Source organism: Achromobacter sp. GW823-FHT04E03, from assembly GCF_058796095.1.
Window position 1 is genome coordinate 1,265,446 of the sequence record NZ_JBXAIJ010000002.1, and the last position, 22,692, is coordinate 1,288,137.

Annotated in this window: 18 protein-coding genes; 13 read left to right on the forward strand and 5 right to left on the reverse strand. The window is 66.2% G+C overall.

Annotated elements, in window-relative coordinates:
* Positions 1–624 precede the first annotated feature (624 nt).
* Positions 625–1,020 (forward strand): helix-turn-helix domain-containing protein, encoded by a 396-nt coding sequence (locus AC1RHV_RS17175; RefSeq protein ID WP_119450332.1) that lies wholly within the window; start codon positions 625–627, stop codon positions 1,018–1,020.
* Here the strand turns inward: AC1RHV_RS17175 and AC1RHV_RS17180 are convergent.
* A complete protein-coding gene (locus AC1RHV_RS17180; RefSeq protein ID WP_125470121.1) occupies positions 1,001–2,149 on the reverse strand; it encodes an acyltransferase family protein in 1,149 nt (382 codons plus the stop codon). The two genes, AC1RHV_RS17175 and AC1RHV_RS17180, sit on opposite strands and share 20 nt — an antisense overlap.
* A 307-nt stretch (positions 2,150–2,456) precedes the next feature.
* On the opposite strand from AC1RHV_RS17180, the gene AC1RHV_RS17185 reads away from it, so the two are divergent.
* The 3 genes from AC1RHV_RS17185 (at position 2,457) to AC1RHV_RS17195 (ending at position 4,737) form a co-directional block, all read left to right on the forward strand.
* Positions 2,457–2,987, forward strand: a complete 531-nt coding sequence (locus AC1RHV_RS17185; RefSeq protein ID WP_054452006.1) for an META domain-containing protein — start codon at positions 2,457–2,459, stop codon at positions 2,985–2,987.
* A 129-nt stretch (positions 2,988–3,116) separates the two neighbouring features.
* Entirely contained in the window at positions 3,117–3,914 is a 798-nt protein-coding gene (locus AC1RHV_RS17190) for an META and DUF4377 domain-containing protein (RefSeq protein WP_175180584.1), read from the forward strand.
* An 85-nt stretch (positions 3,915–3,999) separates the two neighbouring features.
* Entirely contained in the window at positions 4,000–4,737 is a 738-nt protein-coding gene (locus AC1RHV_RS17195) for a sulfurtransferase (protein ID WP_054452004.1), read from the forward strand.
* Between the two features lie 73 nt (positions 4,738–4,810).
* Here the strand turns inward: AC1RHV_RS17195 and metG are convergent, their stop codons facing one another.
* Both metG and AC1RHV_RS17205 read right to left on the reverse strand, forming a co-directional pair.
* Positions 4,811–6,877, reverse strand: a complete 2,067-nt coding sequence (metG, locus tag AC1RHV_RS17200; protein ID WP_054452003.1) for a methionine--tRNA ligase — start codon at positions 6,875–6,877, stop codon at positions 4,811–4,813.
* A gap of 237 nt (positions 6,878–7,114) precedes the next feature.
* The gene (locus tag AC1RHV_RS17205) at positions 7,115–7,390 is read right to left on the reverse strand and encodes a hypothetical protein (protein WP_006226181.1); all 276 of its coding nucleotides are present in this window, start codon (positions 7,388–7,390) and stop codon (positions 7,115–7,117) included.
* A 101-nt stretch (positions 7,391–7,491) separates the two neighbouring features.
* On the opposite strand from AC1RHV_RS17205, the gene apbC reads away from it, so the two are divergent.
* The 4 genes from apbC (at position 7,492) to dcd (ending at position 14,830) form a co-directional block, all read left to right on the forward strand.
* Entirely contained in the window at positions 7,492–8,580 is a 1,089-nt protein-coding gene (gene apbC, locus AC1RHV_RS17210) for an iron-sulfur cluster carrier protein ApbC (RefSeq protein WP_192352776.1), read from the forward strand.
* A 3-nt stretch (positions 8,581–8,583) separates the two neighbouring features.
* Positions 8,584–10,476 carry an autotransporter assembly complex protein TamA gene (locus AC1RHV_RS17215; protein ID WP_054452001.1) on the forward strand — a complete coding sequence of 631 codons (1,893 nt, stop codon included), beginning with the start codon at positions 8,584–8,586 and terminating at the stop codon, positions 10,474–10,476.
* Complete coding sequence (locus tag AC1RHV_RS17220; RefSeq protein WP_492301463.1) at positions 10,473–14,165, forward strand: translocation/assembly module TamB domain-containing protein; 3,693 nt, start codon at positions 10,473–10,475, stop codon at positions 14,163–14,165. The genes AC1RHV_RS17215 and AC1RHV_RS17220 overlap by 4 nt, the downstream gene beginning before the upstream one ends.
* Before the next feature lie 101 nt (positions 14,166–14,266).
* A complete protein-coding gene (dcd, locus tag AC1RHV_RS17225) occupies positions 14,267–14,830 on the forward strand; it encodes a dCTP deaminase (RefSeq protein ID WP_041654363.1) in 564 nt (187 codons plus the stop codon).
* Between the two features lie 4 nt (positions 14,831–14,834).
* Here dcd and AC1RHV_RS17230 read toward each other — a convergent pair whose 3' ends face one another.
* Positions 14,835–15,686, reverse strand: a complete 852-nt coding sequence (locus AC1RHV_RS17230) for a GNAT family N-acetyltransferase (protein WP_492301465.1) — start codon at positions 15,684–15,686, stop codon at positions 14,835–14,837.
* A 164-nt stretch (positions 15,687–15,850) separates the two neighbouring features.
* Between AC1RHV_RS17230 and AC1RHV_RS17235 the strand changes: the two genes are divergently transcribed.
* Positions 15,851–17,092 carry a GGDEF domain-containing protein gene (locus AC1RHV_RS17235; protein ID WP_175161315.1) on the forward strand — a complete coding sequence of 414 codons (1,242 nt, stop codon included), beginning with the start codon at positions 15,851–15,853 and terminating at the stop codon, positions 17,090–17,092.
* A gap of 10 nt (positions 17,093–17,102) precedes the next feature.
* On the opposite strand, the gene AC1RHV_RS17240 is transcribed toward AC1RHV_RS17235, so the two are convergent.
* Positions 17,103–17,621 (reverse strand): GNAT family N-acetyltransferase, encoded by a 519-nt coding sequence (locus AC1RHV_RS17240; protein WP_054452319.1) that lies wholly within the window; start codon positions 17,619–17,621, stop codon positions 17,103–17,105.
* 113 nt (positions 17,622–17,734) lie between these two features.
* Between AC1RHV_RS17240 and AC1RHV_RS17245 the strand changes: the two genes are divergently transcribed.
* The 4 genes from AC1RHV_RS17245 to AC1RHV_RS17260 all read left to right on the forward strand — a co-directional run bounded on the left by AC1RHV_RS17245 (position 17,735) and on the right by AC1RHV_RS17260 (position 22,681).
* Entirely contained in the window at positions 17,735–18,187 is a 453-nt protein-coding gene (locus AC1RHV_RS17245) for a hypothetical protein (protein WP_054451998.1), read from the forward strand.
* Between the two features lie 265 nt (positions 18,188–18,452).
* Positions 18,453–20,714, forward strand: coding sequence for an arginine/lysine/ornithine decarboxylase (locus tag AC1RHV_RS17250; RefSeq protein ID WP_054451997.1), 2,262 nt, complete (start codon positions 18,453–18,455; stop codon positions 20,712–20,714).
* Positions 20,714–21,916: a BaiN/RdsA family NAD(P)/FAD-dependent oxidoreductase gene (locus tag AC1RHV_RS17255; RefSeq protein WP_492301468.1), complete on the forward strand. Its 1,203-nt coding sequence runs from the start codon at positions 20,714–20,716 to the stop codon at positions 21,914–21,916. Before AC1RHV_RS17250 ends, AC1RHV_RS17255 begins: the two co-directional genes overlap by 1 nt.
* A 150-nt stretch (positions 21,917–22,066) precedes the next feature.
* Positions 22,067–22,681 carry a superoxide dismutase gene (locus AC1RHV_RS17260; RefSeq protein WP_088154256.1) on the forward strand — a complete coding sequence of 205 codons (615 nt, stop codon included), beginning with the start codon at positions 22,067–22,069 and terminating at the stop codon, positions 22,679–22,681.
* Positions 22,682–22,692: the final 11 nt, after the last annotated feature.

The following is a 22,692-nucleotide window of genomic DNA, read 5'->3' on the forward strand; positions in this document are numbered from 1 at the left end:
CTGATGCCTAGGCGGGGCGCTGCGTGTCATACCCGTCTCCCTGTGCTGCGCGCCGAGGCGCGAGAGCGCCGGGCGGTGTTGTTCGGATGGGCGCGAGGCCGGGGGGATTGCCCCTGGTTTCGTGCTTACGCCGATGGCCGCCCATGCTTCGATGCTGCTTGGAAGTCACGCCCGTGTTTCATTTAAACACGGGCGTGTTTTTTTGTGAAGATACGTTTCTGTAGTTTCTGACAGTAACAGAAAGCGCAGGGGCAGCGCTATGGAAACGCTTGAAATACTGTTTGTTTTGGGAAGCGGGTGTTAACGCATTATGTATCGCCGATACATTATTTTCGATTTTGAATACGTGAAACGCCCTAAACTCGCCACGCTCTTGCGGCCGCGGCACGCTTGCATGACAGGGGATGCAGCTGCGCGGCAATACCGATGTGGCAAATGCAAGCCAATGATAGATATGGTCTTTTTGATGGCGCATCGACGCGCTTCGAAGCGCCTGGAACAGGCTTGAAGCGCGCGCAGTCGGCTACGTGGCGCGATTTACGGATTAGCCCCGCAATTCGGGTGTAATCCGTTTATTTGCCGCCAGTATTGAGATGTTTTAATCAAATAAATAAATTCTTATTAATGTCTCAGGTTGATCGATTGGACACGTTTAGCCATCGTCTGCGCAACGCAAGAATGCTTCAGGGATGGACTCAAAAGGACTTGGCGGTCGCAAGCAACCTGTCGCAAAGCGCTATCGGCAACTACGAGAGCGGGCAGCGCCGGCGGCCATCCAGCGACGCGCTCATCAAGCTGACCCGCGCGCTATGCGTCAATCCCATGTGGCTCAGCACCGGCGAGGGGCCGATGCTGAACCCGGAGCCGGGCGTCATCCAGGCGGGCGCGGAGCGTGTGGCGCTCCCTGCCGCCTGGCCGTTCGAATCCATCTCCTATGCCACCTATGCGCGCCTGAGCTCCCAGGAAAAACGGCAGATCGAACAAGTGCTGGCCGCCTACATCAAGGCACGCGGCGAATAGACCCGAGGGGCTGCGCGGGCGCGCCAGCGGGGCGCCGCCGGGTGTCGGACGCAGGCGCGGGATCGCGGTCGTCGGTGCGCAGGCGGCTGCGCAGACGCTCGATGGGATCCGCAATCACGCTGTTGAGCAGGGCCGAGAATGCGATGGTGCTCGTGATCACCAGCGCCATGAAGAGCAGCGGCTGGTCCAGATGCGCTTCTTCAAGCAGCCACTTGAAGAACATGATCACCAGCGAATGGCAGATGTAGATCGGGTAGCTCAACTCGCCGATCGCCTTGTCGAGCCTGTGGCGCGACTGGAACAGGAAGGCCAGCGGCAGCAGCGCCGCGAACAGCAGCACGGCCAGGCCGTCGCGCACGGTCTGGTTCATGGCGATCGAGAAATGCAGCACACAGTAGACCGCCAGCACGGCCGTGCCGATTTCCGGCAGGCGCTTGATCCGTTGCGTCCAGGCCTTATAGCGCGGCAACAGCACCTGGTGCGACAGCGAACCGAGCAGGAACAGGGCGAGTTCGGTCGGAAAGAACCGATACGTCCAGGGATCGCCCAAGCCTATGCCGGTGGCGATCAGCACGCCGCGCAACGCCAGCGATGCGGCCAGCAATGCGAGCAGCCGGCGCGGCGAATGCAGGATGAAGGGAGCGACCAGGTAGAAGCTCATCTCCACGCCCAGGGTCCAGGCCTGCGGCACCAGCAGCCCTTCGTAAAGCGGGACTTCGCTGTGCGCGAAGTTGCCAGTGAACTTGAGCGCGGAATGTTCGATGCCGAAGAACATCAGCCAGTCCTGGCCCATGATGAAAATGTTGGAGAGCACCAGGAACAGTTCGGCGCTGAAGGGCAGCGCGTCGTAGATGCGGAAGAATGCGCCGCCGCTCATCACGTGCGCGGCCAGCGTCAGCGCCGCAACGGCCAGATAGATCGGGAACAGCCGCAGGAAGCGGTTTGCATAGAACTTGCCCACCGCGCCTTGATAGTGGTCGGTGGCGGTGAGCACATAGGAAATCAGGAAGCCCGAAATGACGTAGAACAGCTGTACCGCGAGACGGCCGCCCACCAGATGATCGGTGGCGCCTGCGCCCAGATGGTCCAGCACCACCGACAATGCCAACAAGGTTCTCAAAAAGCCCATCGCCGTGTCTCCCCCGGATTGATCTTATTTTTGGCCCCCGTGAGGAGCCGGACACCTGCGCCTGCGGTCGTTGCGATCGGCTGCCGCGCCTTGCATGCCGGCCAGGCACGGGTGACGATCTGTACTGATTCTGCGCGTCGACGTGTGCCGCCGCCATGGGGCGTTCGATGCAGCAAGGCCATGCAATTGGAGCGTGGCCATGCATTTGCCGTGCTGCTTTTGGATACCGCTTATGGGCTTAGAACACGCGTGCTGGACCGAAAGGGCGGTTACAGTCGAGGGATGTGTAATTGATGGAGTCCCGTACATGTCCAAGCTCTTGTCCACGCGTTGCCGCTTGATTGCTCCGGCTCTGCTGGCCGCGGCCCTGGCCGGTTGCGCCGGATCGACTGGCGGCGCGCGCCCGCAAGGCGCAGCTGCGGCCAACGCCGCCAGCAGCGCGGATTCGCTGGCCCAAACCAGTTGGGAACTGGTGCGCTGGACGCAGGCGGGCGGCGCGCTGCGCGACATTCCCCATGGCGACAACGGCGAACCGGTACGCCTGACCTTCCTGGCGCAAGGCAAGCAATATCGCGTCAATGGCTTTTCCGGCTGCAACCGCTACATGGGCACCTACAAGCTCGAAGGCGGCAAGCTCTACATCGACGCGCCCGCCGCCACGCGCATGGCCTGCCCCGCGCCGGAACGCGCCCGCCTCGAAGCGGACTATCTGCGCGGCCTGGCGTCCATCGACACGTTCACGCTGGACAACGGCGGCGCGCCGCGGCACCTGACCTTCAATCTGCGCGGCGGCGACGTGCTGGAGTTCGCGCGGCGCCAGGATCCGCCCACCCCCTGACGTAGCCAGCGGACCGCGTATCAAAGAGTGTTAAGCCGCGAATAACGGCGCCAGGCCGCGCCTACAATGGCGTGGTCCGGCCCGCCGCCTTGCGCGGGCGCTGCATTCCTCGCTTTTTCGGAGACCCTCATGTCCCTTCCCGCGTCTTTGCGCTGGCTGGCGCCTTGCCTGTTGTCCATCGGCCTGGCCGCCTGCTCGGCGCCGCCCAAGCGTGCCGCGGATGGCCAGGACCCGCGCTTTCAGCCCGCGTCCGCTTCCGACATGCTGGCGCAGACCAGCTGGGATCTGGCGCGCTGGACCTTGCCCGGCGGCGGCTTGCGGCAGATTCCGCATCCCTCTTCCAATTCGCGCCCGCTTACGGCGAGCTTCGTCCATGACCAGGGGGCGCCGCGCATTTCCGGTTTCTCCGGCTGCAACCAGTACAACGGCTCCTATACCGTCGCCAACGGCCTGCTGATCGTGCAGGGGCGCCCGGTGTCGACCATGATGGCCTGCGCGCCGCAGAACATGAAGCTGGAGCAGGATTTCCTGGCTGCGCTGACCAGCATCACCGCCACGTCGGTGGACAACGCCAACAATCCGCAGCGCATGACCTGGGTGCTCAGCTCGGGCGACAGGCTGGACTTCGGACGCCGCACCGATCCCATCGCAGGCGGCCAGCAGGGACCGACCAAGCTGGTCTACGTGAATTCGGAGCGCGTGCCTTGCACCGCCGGCGCGGGCCGCGCCATGTGCTACCAGGTGCGCGACAGCGCCGGACAGCCCTGGCAGCTCTGGTACGGCGAAATCACGGGGTTCAACTTCCAGCCTGGCGTGCGTTACCGCTTGCGCGTGGTCGAGGTCCGCAACCCGAATCCGCCGGCCGACGCGTCGACGTTGCAGTGGGTGCTGGACGCGGTGGTCGAGCAGGAAATCGTCAATCGTTGAGCCGGATCAAACGGGGCGGCGGGCGGGGAAAACCGCCCAGCGATTACTATTACGCCTTTCGCCGCCCGCTTTTTTCCGCTTTTCCATGACTTCCGTCGTCAATATCGCCGCTTACAAATTCGTTTCGCTGGATGCTCTGCCCGAGTTGCGCGCCCGCCTTCTGGACGAGGCAGGCCTGGCCGCGCTCAAGGGCACCATCCTGTTGGCCGAAGAGGGCATCAACCTGTTCCTGGCGGGTTCGGCGGATGGCATCGACGCGTTTCTGCGCACCCTGCGCGCCGATCCGCGCTTCGCCGACCTGGAAGTGAAGTTCAGCCATAGCGCGGCGGTGCCGTTCCGCAAGCTGTTGGTGAAGATCAAGCGCGAGATCATCCGCATGAATCATCCGGCGATCCGCCCGGAAGCGGGACGCGCGCCCGGCGTGGATGCGAAGACGCTGGCGCGCTGGCTCGAGGCCGGCATGGACGACGCCGGACGGCCCGTGGTCATGCTGGACACGCGCAACGCCTTCGAGGTCGACGAAGGCACCTTCAGGAACGCCATCGATTGGCGCATTGAACGCTTCACGCAATTTCCTGCGGCGGTGCAGGCGCACCGGGCCGAACTGGAAGGCAAGACCGTGGTCAGTTTCTGCACCGGCGGGATCCGCTGCGAAAAGGCCGCGATCTACATGAACGAGGCCGGGATCGAGCACGTCTACCAACTCGATGGCGGCATCCTCAAGTACTTCGAGGAAACCGGCGGTCCCGGCTATGACGGCAAATGCTTCGTCTTCGACGAACGCATTTCGCTGGACCCCGCGCTGGCGCCCAGCAAGGCCTGACGTACCGCGCTCAATAACAAAAAGCCCGCCGATTTGAACTGGCGGGCTTTTTGCATTCAGCGGGGGCGCGGGATCAGCGCACGCGCATGCCGGGCTTGGCGCCGGGGAAGGGTTCCAGCACGTAGATGCCGGCGTCCACGGACTCATCCGCATGGCTGGCGGCCAGCACCATTCCTTCGGATACGCCGAACTTCATCTTGCGCGGAGCCAGGTTGGCCACCAGGACGGTCAGCTTGCCGATCAGGTCTTCCGGCTTGTAGGCCGACTTGATGCCCGAGAACACGTTGCGGTGACGGCCTTCGCCCGCGTCCAGCGTCAGGCGCAGCAGCTTGGTCGAGCCTTCCACGTGTTCGCAGTTGACGATCTGCGCAATGCGCAGATCGACGCGCGCGAAGTCGTCGATGGAGATGGTCTCGGCGATGGGCTCGCCGCCAGGCACCACCACGGGGGCGGCCGGCGGCTCGAACAGGTCTTCCAGCATCTGCGGTTCGACGCGCTGCATCAGGTGCTTGAAGGGCGCCACACGCTGCGGCAGCACCGAGGCATCGGCCCAGGTGAAAGGCGCCTGCGCGCCGAACAGTTCCAGCGCCACGCGTTCGGACAGCGCCGGCAGCACCGGCGCCAGCATCACGGACAAGGCCTTGAAGCCGGCTAGCGAGCGCGAGCAGATGTCCTGCAGGGCGGCCTTCTGAGCGTCATCGGCGGTGGCGATGCCCTTGGCCAGCACCCAGGGCTGGGCCGTGTCGAACGCCTGGTTGATGCGATCGGCGTAGGCCATGATTTCGCGGATGGCGCGGTTGTATTCGCGCGCCTCGAACGCGGCGCGGATGGACTCCGCCTGTTCGGCGTACTCCGCGGCCAGCGCCGAGGTGTCGCCCGAATAGCCGAGGACGCCATCGAAATGCTTGGTGATGAAGCTGGCGGCGCGGCTGGCGATGTTGACGTACTTGCCGATCAGGTCGCTGTTGACGCGGGCGATGAAGTCCTCGGGGTTGAAGTCCATGTCTTCGACCCGGGCGTTCAGCTTGGCGGCGATGTAGTAGCGCATCCATTCGGCGTTCATGCCGAGTTCCAGGTAACGCAGCGGCGAAATGCCGGTGCCGCGGCTCTTGGACATCTTTTCGCCGCTGACGGTGATGAAGCCGTGCACATTCACGGCGTCAGGCGTCTTGCGGCCGGCGAACTTCAGCATCGCGGGCCAGAACAGCGCGTGGAAATACACGATGTCCTTGCCGATGAAGTGGACCTGTTCGGTGGGGCCGGCAGGATCGAGCAGCGCATCGAAGTCCATGCCCTTGACCGCGCAATACGACTTCAGCGAGGCCAGGTAGCCCACGGGCGCGTCCAGCCAGACGTAGAAATACTTGCCCGGCGCGTCCGGGATCTCGATGCCGAAGTAGGGCGCGTCGCGGGAGATGTCCCAGTCGCCCAGCTTGGCCTCGCCATCGTCCGAACCCAGCCACTCGCGCGTCTTGGCCAGCATTTCAGGCTGCAGATGCTTGCCGCCGGCGGCGTTGGAGCCGGTGGTCCATTGCTGCAGGAATTCCACGCAGCGCGGATCGGACAGCTTGAAGAAGAAGTGGTCCGAGGACTTCAGCACCGGCGTGGCGCCGGTCAGGGCCGAGTACGGGTTGATCAGCTCGGTGGGCGCGTAGACCGCGCCGCAAACTTCGCAGGAATCGCCGTACTGGTCCTTGGCGTGGCACTTGGGGCATTCGCCCTTGATGTAGCGGTCGGCCAGGAACATGCCTTTGACCGGATCGTAGAACTGCTCGATGGAGCGGGTTTCGATCAGGTCCTGTGCCTTGAGCGCGCGGTAGATGTCCTGCGATAGCGCGACGTTCTCGGCCGAATCGGTCGAGTGCCAGTGGTCGAAACGGATGTGGAAGCCGTTCAGGTACTGCGGGCGCTCGGCGGCGTAGCGCGCCACCAGGGCCTGCGGCGTGATGCCTTCCTTTTCCGCCTTCAGCATGATCGGCGCGCCGTGCGCGTCGTCCGCACCCACGAAGTGCACCGTGTGGCCCGCCATTCGCATCGAACGAACCCAGATATCGGCCTGGATGTACTCCATGATGTGGCCGATGTGGAAAGATCCGTTGGCGTAGGGCAGCGCTGTGGTGACAAAAAGGGTGCGAGACATGGTTGTCTTTGGAGGTTGAGGGAAAAAAGGGGTAGGCCGGCCATTTTAGGGCAAGCGCGCAGACTTGCCGGACAGCGGCCCGTCAATGGCTCAACCCGCCCTTCGCGGCAGGCGAATCAGGCGGGTTGCGAAAGAATGCGGGGATGGGCGCGAATACACGGCAATTCCGCCGCGCGGACGCACAAGCCCACGGTCCGCTTGCGCCGCGGGCGGCGCAAGCATGCTGGAAAGCCGCCGTCAGCGGATTTCGCGGGCTTCGACGTCGATCACGTCGCCGCGCGGCTGCGTGGCGAAGGGGGCGGTGGCGGACTGGAACGGTCCCGGGCGGGCGCCCTGGCGCTGGCTCCAATAGGCGCGTACGCCGAAAGGTTTGCCGCGCACCTTGGCGACCACGTACAGGATCGCCACGGCGATCGCCGTGGAAAGCATGAACACCAGCGCCATCGCCATGCCGATCAAGGCCAGGGCGGCGAATAGGACGGCACGAAAGAAGCGGATAAGTGTGTTGGTCATGAAGATCGGATGCAAAACGCAGGGAAAGGTTCCCGGGTATCCGCTATCCTTTAGGGGATGGCGGGCCGCAGAAGCCGCGCTGCCTACGGAACCATAGTGACATGAGTATAACGATAGAACAAATTCGCGCCGCGCTGCGCGCCGCGCAGGACCCGAATACCGGTATGGATTTGGGCGTTTCTGTAAAAGATCGTGACATCAAGCTGGAAGGCGGACGGGTTTCGCTGGCGCTCGAGCTGGGGTATCCGGCCGATGCCGCGCGCGCCCAGGTCCGCGATATCGCCGTGGCGGCGCTGGCCGCGGCCGGCGTGGCCGACGCCCAGGTCGAGGTGAGCTGGAAGGTCGCCGCCCATGCCGTGCAGAAAGGGCTGAAGCCCTTGCCCAATGTGCGCAACATTATTGCGGTGGCGTCCGGCAAGGGCGGCGTGGGCAAGAGCACCACGGCCGTGAACCTGGCCCTGGCCCTGGCGGCGGAAGGCGCCAAGGTGGGCGTGCTGGACGCCGACATCTACGGCCCCAGCGTGCCGACCATGCTGGGCATCTCGGGCCGTCCCGAAAGCCTGGACAACAAGAGCATGGAGCCGCTCACGGGCCACGGCCTGCAGGCCAACTCCATCGGCTTCCTGATCGACGCCGACTCGCCCGCCATCTGGCGCGGCCCAATGGTGACGCAGGCGCTGGAGCAACTGCTGCGCCAGACCAATTGGCGCGATCTTGATTACCTCATCGTCGACATGCCTCCCGGCACGGGCGACGTGGCGCTGACCCTGGCGCAGAAGGTGCCGGTGGTGGGCGCCGTCATCGTCACCACGCCGCAGGACGTGGCGCTGCTGGACGCGCGCAAGGGCTTGCGCATGTTCCAGAAGGTTGATGTGCCGATCCTGGGCGTGGTCGAGAACATGGCCATCCACATCTGCTCGCAATGCGGCCATGCCGAGCATATCTTCGGCGAGGGCGGCGGCCAGCGCATGGCGGAGCAATACCAGACGCCCTGGCTGGGCAGCCTGCCGCTGACGCTGGCGATCCGCGAGCAGACCGATGCCGGTTCGCCGACCGTGGTGTCGGATCCGGGCAGCGAAGCCGCGGCGCTGTATCGCGGCATCGCCCGCAAGCTGGCAGCTGGCGTGGCGGCGCTTCCCCGCGACATGGCCGGGAAGTTCCCGTCCATCGTCGTGCAGCAACCGACCTGACGCATGCGGTGGGCAGCCCGCGCCTTCTTGGCAGGACTTGTTGTGGTGACGGGCGAGGCGTTGGCCAAGCGCCCGGAAATCATTGTGGACCCCGGCGGCGTGCCGCCGGCCGCCCTGCAGGCGATTACCGAAGCCGTCGATGCGATCGCGCGGCTGGCGGAAGACCAGGACGGCGGTGAAATCAACCGCCTGCGTCGGCGCGCGCGCGACGCGACGCTGGCGGCCCTGGCCACCCAGGGCTATTTCTCGCCCACGGTGAAGCTCGAAGCCGGCACCGATATCGGCGGAGAAACCTGGGACATCAGTATCGTTTCGGGCAAGCGCACCACCGTTACGTCCGTGGACCTGAGCTTCACCGGCCGCATCACCCGGCCCGAGTTCGCGGCGCGGGTGCAGAAACTGCGCGACGACTGGCAGCTCAAGACGGGCCAGCCCTTCATCAACAGCGACTGGAACAAGGCCAAGTCGAACCTGCTGGACGCGGTGTCCTCGCGTGACTTCATGCTGGCGCGCATGACCGCGTCGCAGGCGGAAATCGAGGCCGATACGGCATCGGCCGCCCTGCGCGTCACAATAGACAGCGGCCCCCAGGTGCGCATGGGCGAGCTCACCACGGAAGGCCTGAAACGGGTGCCAGAGAAGCTGGTGGAGCGCTATGTGCGCTACTCGCCGGGCGCCGCCTATGACCAGAACAAGCTGGACACCTGGCAGCAGGACCTGCAATCCACTGCGTTCTTCCGCGGCGCGTTCGTGTCGCTGGAGCAGCCGGGCCAGGCGCAGCCGACTCCTGCGCCCAATGCCGACCGCGCACGCGCGCCGGGCTCGACCGATCTGGCGGCTGCCACGCCGGCGGGAGATCCTTCCGTGTCCGGCGGCATGCCGCCGCCTGCGCCCGCCTACGACTCGAACGGCGAAGTGACCTTGCCGGTGCAGGTACGGGTGGTGGAAGCGCCGCCCAAGCGGTTCACCGGATCGATAGGCGTGGACGACGAGGCCGGCCTGCGCGTGGAGTCGCTGTACCGGCAGAACGTGGTCTTTGGCCAGCCGGTCACCCTGGAGACGGGCTTCAGCGTGGACCGGCTGCAGCAGCGCGCCTACGCGGACTTCCTGTTGCCGCCGAACCAGCGCGGCTACAAGGATTCCTTCGGAGTCCTGTACGACCACTCCGACATCCAGGGGCTGGACGTGACGCGTTACGCGCTGGGCGCTACGCGCCTGCAGGAGCGCAAGGGCGCGGGCGATAGCCGGGTCGAATACGAGACCCGCTGGGGCCTGCTGCTGGCGGAGGATCACGTGAAGATCGACGGCGGCGACCAGTACAAGCTGCCGACCCTGACCGCCACGGCCGAATGGCTGCGCCGCGATGTCGATAACAAGTACGACCCGCGCGAAGGCAACCTGATCGCGGTGGGCGGCGGCGTGGGCGTGACGCTGGACTCCGGCGAACCCTACACCCGCGCCCGGCTGCGGGCCCAGAAATGGTGGCCCATCGGCAAGCTGGACGTGCTGACCGTGCGCGGCGAAGTCGGCCGGGTCTGGTCCAACAGCAAGGTGCGCGTGCCGGACGATTTCGGTTTCCGCACCGGCGGCGCGCGTTCGATCCGCGGCTACAAGTACCAGAGCATAGGCGTGAAGCAAGACGACGCTGTGGTGGGCGCGCCCACGCTGCTGGTCGGCAGCATCGAGTACGACCACTATTTCAATGAGCGCTGGGGCATGGGCGTGTTCGTGGACGCGGGCGACGCCGCGGAATCGTTCGGCGACATGTCGATGGCGGTGGGCTACGGCGTAGGCGCCCGCGTGCGCACGCCGGCCGGGCCCTTGTTCCTGGACGTGGCCTATGGCCAGCGCGACCGCGACCTGCGCCTGCACTTTTCCTTGGGGATCGCGTTTTGAAGGCCTTGCGCAAATTCCTGCGCCATGTGCTGGTGTGGTGGTTACCGGGCCTGGCCATGCTGGCCGTGCTGGCGGGCGGCTTCCTGTTCTGGCTGGTCGGTTCGCAGAACGGCACGCGGCTGCTCCTGACCACCGCCGCCCAGCAATTGAATGGCCAGGCGCTGGACGTGAGCGGCTCGCTGTTGCGCGGCGTCTCCGTGGGCAAGCTGGACCTGGACGTCAGCGGCACCCGCGTCGACATCACGGACCTGCACCTGGACGTGAACTGGCGCGCCCTGGGCGACCGTCTGCTGCACGTGCGCGATGTATCGGCGGGCTCGGTTTACATCGGCCTGACCGCAACACCCGAGACGGCGCCTGCCGAGGACGACGGCGAGCCTTTCTCCTTGCCCGAACTGCCGGTGGACATCGCTATCGACCGGGTGGCGCTGGGCGACTTCCAGTTGGACCAGGACGGCGAACCCTTGCCCGTGACCCTGGGCAATCTGGACGCCACCTTCGCCGCGGGCAAGCAGGGCGCGCAGTTGCGCATCGCCAGCCTGCGGGTGGGCCACGAGGCTGCGCAGGCGGACATCTCCGGGCAGGCCGAACTGCAAGGCATGGCCGATCCCTGGCCGTTCGCCGCTCGCCTGGACGTGACCGCGCGCGGGACCGGCTCCGATTCCCCGCTGTGCGAAGCCGACAAGCTGAGTGGCGTGTATGAGCGTCAGGCGGGCGCTGCCAAGAAGCCTGAGCCCAAGCCTGGCGCCAAGGCCGACCCCAAGGATGAATCCAAAGCCGGGGCCAGGACAGATCCCAAGGCGACGCCTTCCGAGCCGCCCCGGCCCGCCTGCCAGGTGGTGCTGCGCGCCGATGCCGCCGGTTCCCTGGATGGTATCCAGGCCAAGCTGGAGGGCGAGGGCTCCGGCCTGCTGCTGGACCTGACCGCCGACCTTGCGCCGCGCACGGCGCTGGTGCTGCGCAGCGCCCGGGCGCAGGCGCAACTGCCTGACAAATCGACCCTGGCCGCGCAGCTAGACCTGCAATCCGATAGCACGCAAGGGACGGGCCGCGACCGCATCGCGGGCACGATAAGCGCCCAGCGCCTGGATTTGTCGCCCTGGCTGGGCAAGGATGTTCCGCCTGCGGTCCTGACCGTGCGCGGCGACGTCCAAGCCGACATCGAGAACCTGAGCCAGCTACGCCACGCCGCGGTCGATCTGCGCTTCGAAGAGGGCACGCGCTGGAACAAGCAGCCCCTGACTGGCGCGCTCAAGGCCCAGGTGGATATCGCCGCAGCGACCAATAGCGCGGAATCCGCCGCCGTGCCGAACGGTGCCGCCTTGCCCGAGGCCGATCCTCTGGCCGGGCTGCGCATCCACGGCCTGGACGTGGACCTGAAGCTGGGCCGCAACCGGGTCCAGGCCAGGGGCGAGCTGGACGCCAAGGACGGCGCGCTGTTGCTGGACGCCCAGGCGCCCCAGCTCGACGCGTTCTGGCCGGGCGTCCCCGGCGGCGCGGAATTGAAGGGCAAGCTGGCGGGCACGCTGGCTGCGCACCGCGGCGAGCTCGCGGCCGGCTACACGCCGCCCAAGCCGCGCCCGGGCGTGCTGGGCGAGGCGCCCGCCAAGGCCAACATCGTCTTTGCCGGTTCCTGGGGCAAGGGGCCGGCCGGCACGCCCGACGCAGCCCTGCCGGGATGGCGCGGCACGTTCTCGAGGCTGACGGCAGAGACCGCCGGCTTCACCGTGGCCGTGGACCGTCCGGTTACGTTGGCTTTCGTGCCTTCCGCCGTGGAACCGCAATGGCAGTGGCAGGTGGGGCAGACGGCGCTGAGCCTGACCCTGCCTGGCAAGGAGCGCGTGGTCCTGGCGCACCAGGGTTCGCGGGGGGGCGGCAAGCGTTGGGAAACGGCGGGCAAGGCCGACAACCTGGTGATCACGGCCGCCATGGCGCGCCAGGTGATAGGCGCCTTCGATCCCGAGGCCGCGGCCAAGCTGGGCAAGCGGCCCGGCCGCGTGAACGCGATGGTGCCCGAGGGCCAGCGCCGCATCGCGCTGGACGTCTTGTGGGACCTGAAGTTCGACGGCCGGCTGGGCGGCCGCGCGCGCATCGCGCGCCGCGAGGGCGACCTGCTGATACCGGGCGATCCTCCCATCCCGCTGGGACTGAAGGCGCTGGTGCTGGACCTGACCGCCACGCCGACCTCCGCCAACGCCAGCCGCCTGGACGCCAAGGTCAATCTGGCCACCGACAAGATGGGCCTCATCAACGGCACCGGCACCGCCGTGTTGGTGGTGGACGCCAAGGGCGGCATGGCGCTGGACCCGCGCCAGCCGCTGCGCGCCAAGCTGGACGCGGATATCGCCGACCTGGCCTGGGTTGGCCTGTTCGTGGGCGACTCGATGGAAGTCGGCGGCACGGTCAAGGCCAATCTGGAAGCCCAGGGCACCCTGGCGGGCAAATGGTCGGCCAGCGGCAGCATCCGCGGCGACAAGCTGCGCGTGGTGCGCATCGACGACGGCGTGCGGCTGATCGACGGCACCTTGTCCGCGCGCCTGGACGGCGACCGGGTGGTGCTGGAAAGCCTGCGCTTCCCGGCCTCGTTGCGGGTGATGCCGGCCGAATGGCGCACCAAGGAATGGATCACCACCAATCCCGAGGCAAAGGGCGGCTACGCCGAAGCCAAGGGGCAGTGGAATTTCATCGATGGCGGCGGCGATATCCGGCTGACCCTGTACCGCTTCCCGGCGCTGCAGCGTTCGGACCGCTACGCCATGGTGTCCGGGGTCATCGACGTGAAGGCGGCCATGCCGCGCATCGACATCGTGGGCGACCTGAAGGCGGACGCCGGCTGGTTCAGCCTGGAAATCCTGCAGGGCGTGCCGTCGCTGGACGATGACGTCAAGGTGCGCCGGCCCGGCGATGACCCTGGCACCGTCTCCACGCCGCTGCAGACCAGCATGAACCTGAAGTTCGACATGGGGCCGCGCTTCTACATCACCGGCATGGGACTGGACGCCGGCCTGCTGGGCTCCATTCAGATCATGCTGAACGATGGACGCCTGACCGGCGTGGGCGCGCTGCGCACCCGTGGCGGCGGCATCGAAGCCTACGGCCAGAAGCTGCGCCTGAGCCGCGGCACGCTGACCTTCCAGGGCCGTCTGGACAACCCCTTGCTGGATATCGAGGCGCTGCGCACGGGCGAACAGGTCGAGGCGGGCGTCAAGGTGGTCGGCACGGCGCAGCGGCCGCGCATCGACCTGGTGTCGTACCCGGACGTCAGCGACGTGGAAAAGCTGTCCTGGCTGCTGCTCGGCCGCGGCCCCGACGAAAGCGGCGGCGACGCGGCGCTGCTGATGTCGGTGGGTACCGCGCTGCTGGGCGGCGGGCAGCCGTTCTACAAGCAGTTCGGCCTGGACGACGTCAGCATCAAGACGGGCAACATCGGCAGCTCCGGCAGCATCCTGCCGGACCGCACGGTGGCCGGCGACGTCAACCGGGACAGCGACAGCCAGCTGGCCACGCAATTCCTGGTGGCCAGCAAGACCTTCGCCAACGGCATCACCCTGAGCGTGGAACAGGCGCTGGCGGGCAGCGATACCGTCGGCCGCGCCAGCTACAGGCTGGCGCGCGGCTTGTCGGTGGACCTGAAGGGCGGGGCGGTCAACGGCATCGCGCTGGTCTACCGGACCTTCTGGGGGAACTGAGGCGGAACCGGGCGGCACGGTCCCGCCCGGCCCCTCGCCGGTGGCGCATCCGCACTCGGGATAAAATGGCGTCCATTCCATTCCCTAGCACCATTCCCACCATGAGCATCAAAAGCGACCGCTGGATCCGCCGCCAGGCCGAAGCCGGCATGATCGAACCCTTCGAAGCAGGGCAGGTCCGCACGGCCAATGGCGGGCGTATCGTCAGCTACGGCACCAGCAGCTACGGCTACGACGTGCGCTGCGCGGACGAGTTCAAGATCTTCACCAACATCAATTCCACCATCGTCGATCCGAAGAACTTCGACGAAGGCTCGTTCGTGGATTTCAAGGGCGACGTCTGCATCATCCCGCCCAATTCCTTCGCGCTGGCCCGCACGGTCGAGTACTTCCGCATCCCGCGCAGCGTCCTGACGGTTTGCCTGGGCAAGAGCACCTATGCGCGCTGCGGCATCATCGTCAACGTCACGCCGCTGGAACCCGAATGGGAAGGCCACGTGACGCTGGAGTTCTCGAACACCACGCCGCTGCCGGCCAAGATCTACGCGGGCGAAGGCTGCGCGCAGATGCTGTTCCTGGAAAGCGACGAAGTCTGCGAGACCTCTTACCGCGATCGCGGCGGCAAGTACCAGGGCCAGCGCGGCGTGACCCTGCCGCGCACCTGAAGTCTCAGTCCGCGCGCCGCGGCGCCGGACGCAGGTAGTCGATATCCCACTCGCTTTCGCCCGTCTGCACGAACCCGTGCTGGCGGTAGAAGCGGTTGGAATCGCTGTCGCGCAGCGCGCCCAGGCTTACCGCCAGCCCCAGGCGGTCGGCCTCCTGCAGGATCTTGCGCATGACCTGTCCGCCTAGCCCCGAACCCTGCGCGGCGGGGCGGATGTACAGATGATCCAGGCGCAAGCCGTCACCCTCCGGGCGCAGCGCGTAAAACCCGATCCGCTGGCCATCTTGCTCGATGGACCAGGTGTGTTCCGGCCGGAATGTGCTGCGCAGCCGCGAGCGCGCGCGTTCAGGATCGAAGCGCCCCAGGCGCTCCAGGCTTTCGCGCATGGCTTCGATGCGCAGCGCCAGCAGGTCTTCGAAATCCGCTTCCGAGACCGGGGCGTATTGCAGCTGCGGCGTGGACAGCTCATCGTAGCCCCGGCCCAGGAACTGCAGGATGCAGATACCGTGACCGTAGGGATCGCTCAGGTGGGCGATGCGGCCCCAGTTGTGCGAGACGGCCGGGTCTTCCAGGCGCGCGCCAGCGGCCACCGCCTGTGCGACCGCGCGGTCCGCGTCCTCCACCACCACGTCCAGATGCACCGGCGTCCAGTGCCGCGCATAGTCGCGCGGCTGGCGCGTGGCGCCGGCGGCAGGCGTACCCGCCGCCTTTTCCAGCAGATAGATGGGCGCCTCGGCCCCTGCCATCTCGGCCACCGTCGGTCCTATCCGGCGTCGCAGTGCCAGGCCGAACGCGCGTTGATAGAAGTCGATGGCGTGTTCGAGATCGGGCACGTCGATGTTGACCAGGATGTGCATTGTGGGGCCGTCTGCTGAGTGAAGAAAAAAACATATCATGGCCGCGGCGCGCGGTGTTACTTGCAAATCCGCTAAAGAACATCGCGGCCGCGTCCGTAAATGACAGTACATGTGTTTGCCGATTTGGCGACGTCATCTCCGCAAGCGTAAAAAAGCCCCGACCCGTGCGTTACCCCCATATCCCCTGGCTGCCTTTGTTGTTCTATCCTGCGCTGCCGGTGGCCGCTGCGGTGGGGCTGCTGCTGTGGCGCGAATGGCCGCCGGCCTTGACGCAGATCGTGCCGTTCGTGCCTTGGGTGATGGCGCTGATCGGCGTTGCCGTGTGCCTGATGTACCAGCGCGCACAGACCATGGTGCTGATGCTCAGCGTGCTGGCCGCCACGGCGGCCTGGCCGGCGCTGGCCACGGAAGCGCCCTGGGCCGTCGGACCGGCGCTGGCGTGGTGGTCCCTGGCCTACACCATCAACGCCCTGTGGTCCGAGCGCTCCAGCATGTTGCTGGACCTGGCCGCCCGCATCGGCATGATCGCCGCCGGCGCGGCGGCGATTGCGCTGGCCGGCAAGGACGGCGTGAACGATCTGCTTGGCATGCTCTCCGTGCAGGGCAGGTTGGCCCACCTGAGCGTGCCGATCGAAGGATTGATCGCCTTGCTGGCCACGGGCCTGACGCTGACCCTGCTGTTGCTGCGCTATGGGCGTCCGCAGCAGGCGGGGCAGTGGCTAGGATTCGTGTGCATGGCGTGGGCCTTGCCGCGCGGGGCGGAGCATCCCGTCGAACTGGCGCTGATGTCTACCGCCGCGCTGACGGCCCTGTGCATCTCGCTGGCCCACGAAGGTTTCCACATGGCGTTTCGCGACGAGCTGACCGGCCTGCCGGGCCGGCGCGCGCTGAACGAGCGTCTGCAGCGCATGGGGCGCGTCTATACGCTGGCGATGGCCGACGTCGACAACTTCAAGGCTTTCAACGACACCCACGGGCATGACGTAGGCGACCAGGTCCTGCGCATGGTGGCGGCGCAGTTGCGGCGCGTGCCGGGCGGCGGCCGGGCCTACCGCTACGGCGGCGAGGAATTCACGCTGGTGTTCCCGGGCAAGACCGCGGCGGAAAGCATGCCGCACCTGGAAAGCGTCAGGCGCTCCATCGAGGCCTACCAGATGCGCCTGCGCGACAAGCCGGTGCGCCCCAAGGCCGACCAGATCGGCCTGCGCCGCCGCGGCGGGCGCGACGCGCGCAATGCGCGGCCGCTGCGGGTGACGGTCAGCATAGGCGTAGCCGAACGCAGCGACTCCCTGCGCGCGCCCGACGCGGTGATCAAGGCGGCGGATCAGGCGCTCTACAAAGCCAAGGACGAAGGCCGCAATCTGGTGCGGGCGTTCAGCACGCGGCGCCGGACTGGCGCGGCCTGATGCCGCGCCGCTACTTGCCGGCCAGCGGCAGCGCCATCAGCGCTTCGTCGTAGAGTTCGCCGTTCACGCATAGCGCTTCGCGCTCGCGCCCGTATTCGGCAAAGCCCAGGCTTAGATACAGCGCGGTGGCCGCCTGATTGTTGGCGGTCACGCTCAGCTGCACCTGGCGGATGCCGCGCATGCCCGAGGCATGGGCGATCGCCGCCTGCATCAGTTGCCGGGCCAGGCCCTGACCGCGCTGCGCCGGCGCCACGTACATGCTCCAGATGTGCGCTTTGTGGCGCATCTTCAGTTTGCGCTGGCGGCCCACGCCGACCATGCCGGCCAGGACCCCGCCGCAGAACGCGCCAAACATTGCGCTGTCGTCCGAAGGCTGGATCCAGCCGCGGATATCCTCCAATGTCAGCGTGTGTTCCTCTTCGTAACTCGATCCGAACGATTCAGGGGTTTCCACCAGGGCGTCCAGGCGCAATTGGCGCAGCGGCGCCGCGTCGGCGGGAACAAGGCGTCGGACGGTGATCGGGGACATGGTCGGCAAGTGTTGGGAATAGGGAACGTTCGGCGGTGGATTCGCCAGTATAGGGGGACGCGCTGCCTATAATGGTCCTAACGCCGCTTGCGGTTTTCACAAAGGAGCCAATGATGTTCGGTTTCCTCAAGACAAACCAGGACGCCAAGCGCGACGAAGTCCAGGAAGAGTTCGTGGCGCGCGTGGCGGGTGCTGCGCAGGACTTCGTCCAGGCAGCCGGCTCGGCTGGCGCCGTGCTGGATTACACGCCATCCAGCGTCCATGCGCTGGACGAAGCGCTGGAGGCCGCCCATCTCGGGACCTTGCCTCTCACTCCCATGCAGACCGTCGGCGCCGCCGCCTACCTCTACGAGGTGGGACGCCGCGCGTATGGCGGCCTCTACGAAGTGTGCGATGACGAGGACCCAGTGGTGCTGGTCTGCGGCGAGCCCGATTCCGAGGTCTGCTTCGGCGCCATCGCCAAGGTCGAAAGGCGCATCCGTTACGGCTCCGCCGAGGCCATCCCACCTTATTTCGAACAGTTCCTGATGGCCTTGCAGGCGGGCGAGGCCCGCACCATCCGCTAGCGTCCCGGCGCTTCGGGCGCCCGGTTTGCTTCCCCGTGCGGCCCGGCTCTCTGTGCTGAAAACGTCCGCTTTTGGCGCGATGACAACGGCCGTCCGGGCCATTCCGGGATTTCCCTTAGGGCTGTAAGAAAAACAGCCCTACAATTCGGCCATTCCCGCCGCCCTGGCGGGTGCTCGCGCCGTCTGTCATCAGGCGGATTTTTACTAGAAGTACACTCGCGCCGCGTTACGCGTCCGAACCCGCCTTGCCCCCAGGAGCGCCTGCATGAAATTCCGCTTCCCCATTTTCATCATCGACGAAGACTACCGTTCCGAGAACGCGTCCGGTCTGGGTATCCGCGCCTTGTCCGCGGCGATCGAGGCCGAGGGCGTCGAGGTGATCGGGGTGACCAGTTACGGCGATCTGAGCTCGTTCGCCCAGCAGCAGAGCCGGGCCAGCGCCTTCATCCTGTCGATCGACGACGAAGAGTTCGACGTGGATTCGCCCGAGGACGTGGCCAGCGCCATCAAGAACCTGCGCGCCTTCATCGGCGAGCTGCGTTTCCGCAATGCCGACATCCCCATCTACCTGTACGGCGAGACGCGCACGTCCGAGCACATCCCCAACGACATCCTGCGCGAGCTGCACGGCTTCATCCACATGTTCGAGGACACCCCCGAATTCGTGGCGCGCCACATCATCCGCGAAGCCCGCAGCTACGTCGACAGCCTGCCGCCGCCGTTCTTTCGTGAACTGGTCAAGTACGCGCAGGACGGCTCGTACTCCTGGCACTGCCCCGGCCACTCCGGCGGCGTGGCGTTCCTGAAGAGCCCGGTGGGCCAGATGTTCCACCAGTTCTTCGGCGAGAACATGCTGCGCGCAGACGTCTGCAACGCCGTGGACGAACTGGGCCAGCTGCTGGACCACACCGGTCCCGTGGCCGAATCCGAACTGAACGCCGCGCGCATCTTCCACGCCGACCACTGTTTCTTCGTGACCAACGGCACCTCCACCTCCAACAAGGTGGTGTGGCATGCCAACGTGGCCGCGGGCGACGTGGTGGTGGTGGACCGCAACTGCCACAAGTCGATCCTGCACGCCATCACGATGACGGGCGCGATTCCGGTGTTCCTGCGCCCCACGCGCAACCACCTGGGCATCATCGGTCCGATTCCGCTGGAAGAATTCCACCCGGACAACATCCGCAAGAAGATCGAGGCCAACCCCTTCGCGCGCGAAGCGGTGAACAAGAACCCGCGCATCCTGACGCTGACGCAGAGCACCTACGACGGCGTCATCTACAACGTCGAAATGATCAAGAAGCAGCTGGGGAGCTACGTCGACACGCTGCACTTCGACGAAGCCTGGCTGCCGCACGCGTCGTTCCACGAGTACTACCAGGACATGCACGCCATCGGCCAGGACCGTCCGCGCAGCCAGGACGCGATGGTGTTCGCCACCCACTCCACGCACAAGCTGCTGGCCGGCATTTCGCAGGCCTCGCAGATCATCGTGCAGGAGTCCGAGACCCGCAAGCTGGACCGCAACGTCTTCAACGAAGCCTACCTGATGCACACGTCCACCTCGCCCCAGTACGCGATCATCGCGTCCTGCGACGTGGCCGCCGCCATGATGGAGCCGCCGGGAGGCACCGCGCTGGTCGAGGAAAGCATCCGCGAAGCCCTGGACTTCCGTCGCGCCATGCGCAAGGTGGAATCCGAATTCGGCAAGAACGACTGGTGGTTCAAGGTCTGGGGGCCGAACCGCCTGGTTTCGGAAGGCATCGGCAACCGCGACGAATGGATCCTGGAGTCCAACGACCACTGGCATGGCTTCGGCGAAATGGCCGAAGGCTTCAACATGCTGGACCCGATCAAGGCCACCATCATCACCCCGGGCCTGGATATGTCGGGCAGCTTCGGCGAAACCGGCATTCCCGCCGCGCTGGTCTCCAAGTACCTGACCGAGCACGGCGTGGTGGTCGAGAAGACCGGCCTGTATTCGTTCTTCATCCTGTTCACCATCGGCATCACCAAGGGCCGCTGGAACACGCTGCTGACCGCCTTGCAGCAATTCAAGGACGACTACGACCGCAACCAGCCGCTGTGGCGCATCCTGCCGGAATTCTGCCGCGACCATCGCCGCTACGAGCGCATGGGCCTGCGCGACTTGTGCCAGGAGATCCACGAAGCCTATCGCGCGCGTGACGTGGCCCGCCTGACCACCGAGATGTACCTGAGCGACATGGTGCCGGCCCTCAAGCCGTCGGATGCCTTCGCCCGCATGGCGCACCGCGAGGTCGAGCGCGTCGACATCGACAAGCTCGAAGGCCGCGTCACCGGCGTGCTGCTGACCCCGTATCCTCCGGGCATCCCGCTCTTGATCCCGGGCGAACGCTTCAACCGCACCATCGTCCAGTACCTGCAGTTCGCGCGCGAGTTCAACCAGCGCTTCCCGGGCTTCGAAACCTACATCCACGGCCTGGCCGACGAAGTGGGTCCGGATGGCGAAAAGCGCTATTACGTCGACTGCCTGATCGAAGACTGATGTTCGATGTAGCAGTACTCGGCGCCGGCGCCGCGGGCATGATGTGTGCCGCGGTCGCCGGCCAGCGCGGCTTGCGCGTGGTGCTGGTCGACCACGCCGAGCGCCTGGCGGAGAAGATCCGCATTTCCGGTGGCGGCCGCTGCAACTTCACCAATATCGGCGCCGGCCCCGCCAACTTCCTCTCCGACAATCCGCATTTCTGCCGTTCGGCCTTGGCCGGTTACACGCCGCAGGATTTCCTGGCGCTGATGAAGCGCCACCACATCGCCTGGCATGAGAAGCATCGCGGCCAGCTGTTCTGCGACGATTCCAGCGAATCCATCATCGAAATGCTGCGCGCGGAGTGCGACGCGGGCAGGGTGCAGTGGCGCATGGGATGCTCGGTGGCCGAGATCGGCCATGGCGAGCAGGGTTACGAGCTGCACACCAGCCAGGGCACGATCCGCGCCGCGAAACTGGTGATCGCGACCGGCGGCATGGCCATTCCCCAACTGGGCGCCACCGATTTTGGCCTGAAGATCGCGCGGCAGTTCGGCCTGAAGGTCGTGGAACCGCGTCCCGCCCTGGTGCCGCTGACCTTCGATGCCGAGCAGTGGCGGTCCCTTTCCGAATTGTCCGGCGTGGCGCTGGAGGTCAATCTGCACACGGGGCAGGGCAAGGCGCGCGGCGAGTTTCTCGAGGACCTGCTCTTTACCCATCGCGGCCTGTCCGGACCTGCCATTCTGCAGATCTCCAGCTACTGGAAACCTGGGGAGCCCATCGTGATCGATCTGGCGCCTGGCCGCGATCTGGCGGAAGAACTGCTGGCGTCGAAGTCGGGCAACCGGCAGCAGCTGCATACCGTCCTGGCGGGCCTCTGGCCCAAGCGCCTGGCCGACCGCTGGCTGCACCTGGCGGAGCAGGGCGGCAAGCCGGGCCTGGCGGCGCTGCGCCCGGCCGACGCGCCGGACAAGACCTTGCGCACGCTGGCCCAGGACATCCATCAATGGAGCCTGGTGCCCAGCGGCACGGCCGGCTACAAGAAGGCCGAAGTCATGCGCGGCGGCGTGGACACGCGCGGGCTGGACCAGAAGTCCATGCAGGCCAAGACCGTCGCCGGCCTCTATTTCATCGGCGAAGCCGTGGACGTCACGGGCTGGCTGGGCGGCTACAACTTCCAGTGGGCCTGGGCTTCGGGCGTGGCCTGCGGCAAGGCGCTGTAGCGTCCTCTGGCGGGACAGGGCGCCGATAGGCCGGCGCTATGGCAGGTATTGGAAGCCTGCCATTGTTATATCAAATAAAAATACTTATCATTTATGTTTTCGATATTGATCCAAACCCTGAATCGGGGGGCGGATCCAACGGAGACATGCATGGCCTACACTCTTCCGCCCCTGCCGTATGCCTACGACGCCCTGGAACCTCACATCGACGCGATGACGATGGAGATCCACTACAGCAAGCACCATCAGACCTACGTCAACAGCCTGAACGCCGCGCTGGAAGGCGCGGGCATCGTCACCAACGAGCCGGTCGAGTCCCTGGTGGCGCGGCTGGAGCAGTTGCCCGAAGCCATCCGCGGCGCCGTGCGCAACCACGGCGGGGGCCACGCCAACCACAGCCTGTTCTGGTCGGTCATGTCGCCCGAGGGCGGGGGTGAGCCGGACGGCGCATTGGCAGCGGCCATCGAGTCCGAACTGGGCGGGCAGGCCGCCTTCCGCGACGCGTTCACCAAGGCTGCGCTGACCCGCTTCGGCAGCGGTTGGGCCTGGCTCTCGGTCACGCCGGCCGGCAAGCTTGCGGTGGAAAGCAGCGCCAACCAGGACAGCCCGCTGATGCACGGCAACACGCCCATTCTGGGGCTGGACGTGTGGGAGCACGCCTATTACCTGAAGTACCAGAACCGCAGGCCCGAGTACATCGGCGCCTTTTACAATGTCGTGAATTGGCCTGAAGTGGCGCGCCGCTACGCGGCAGCCCAGCGCTGAGCGCATCTCTC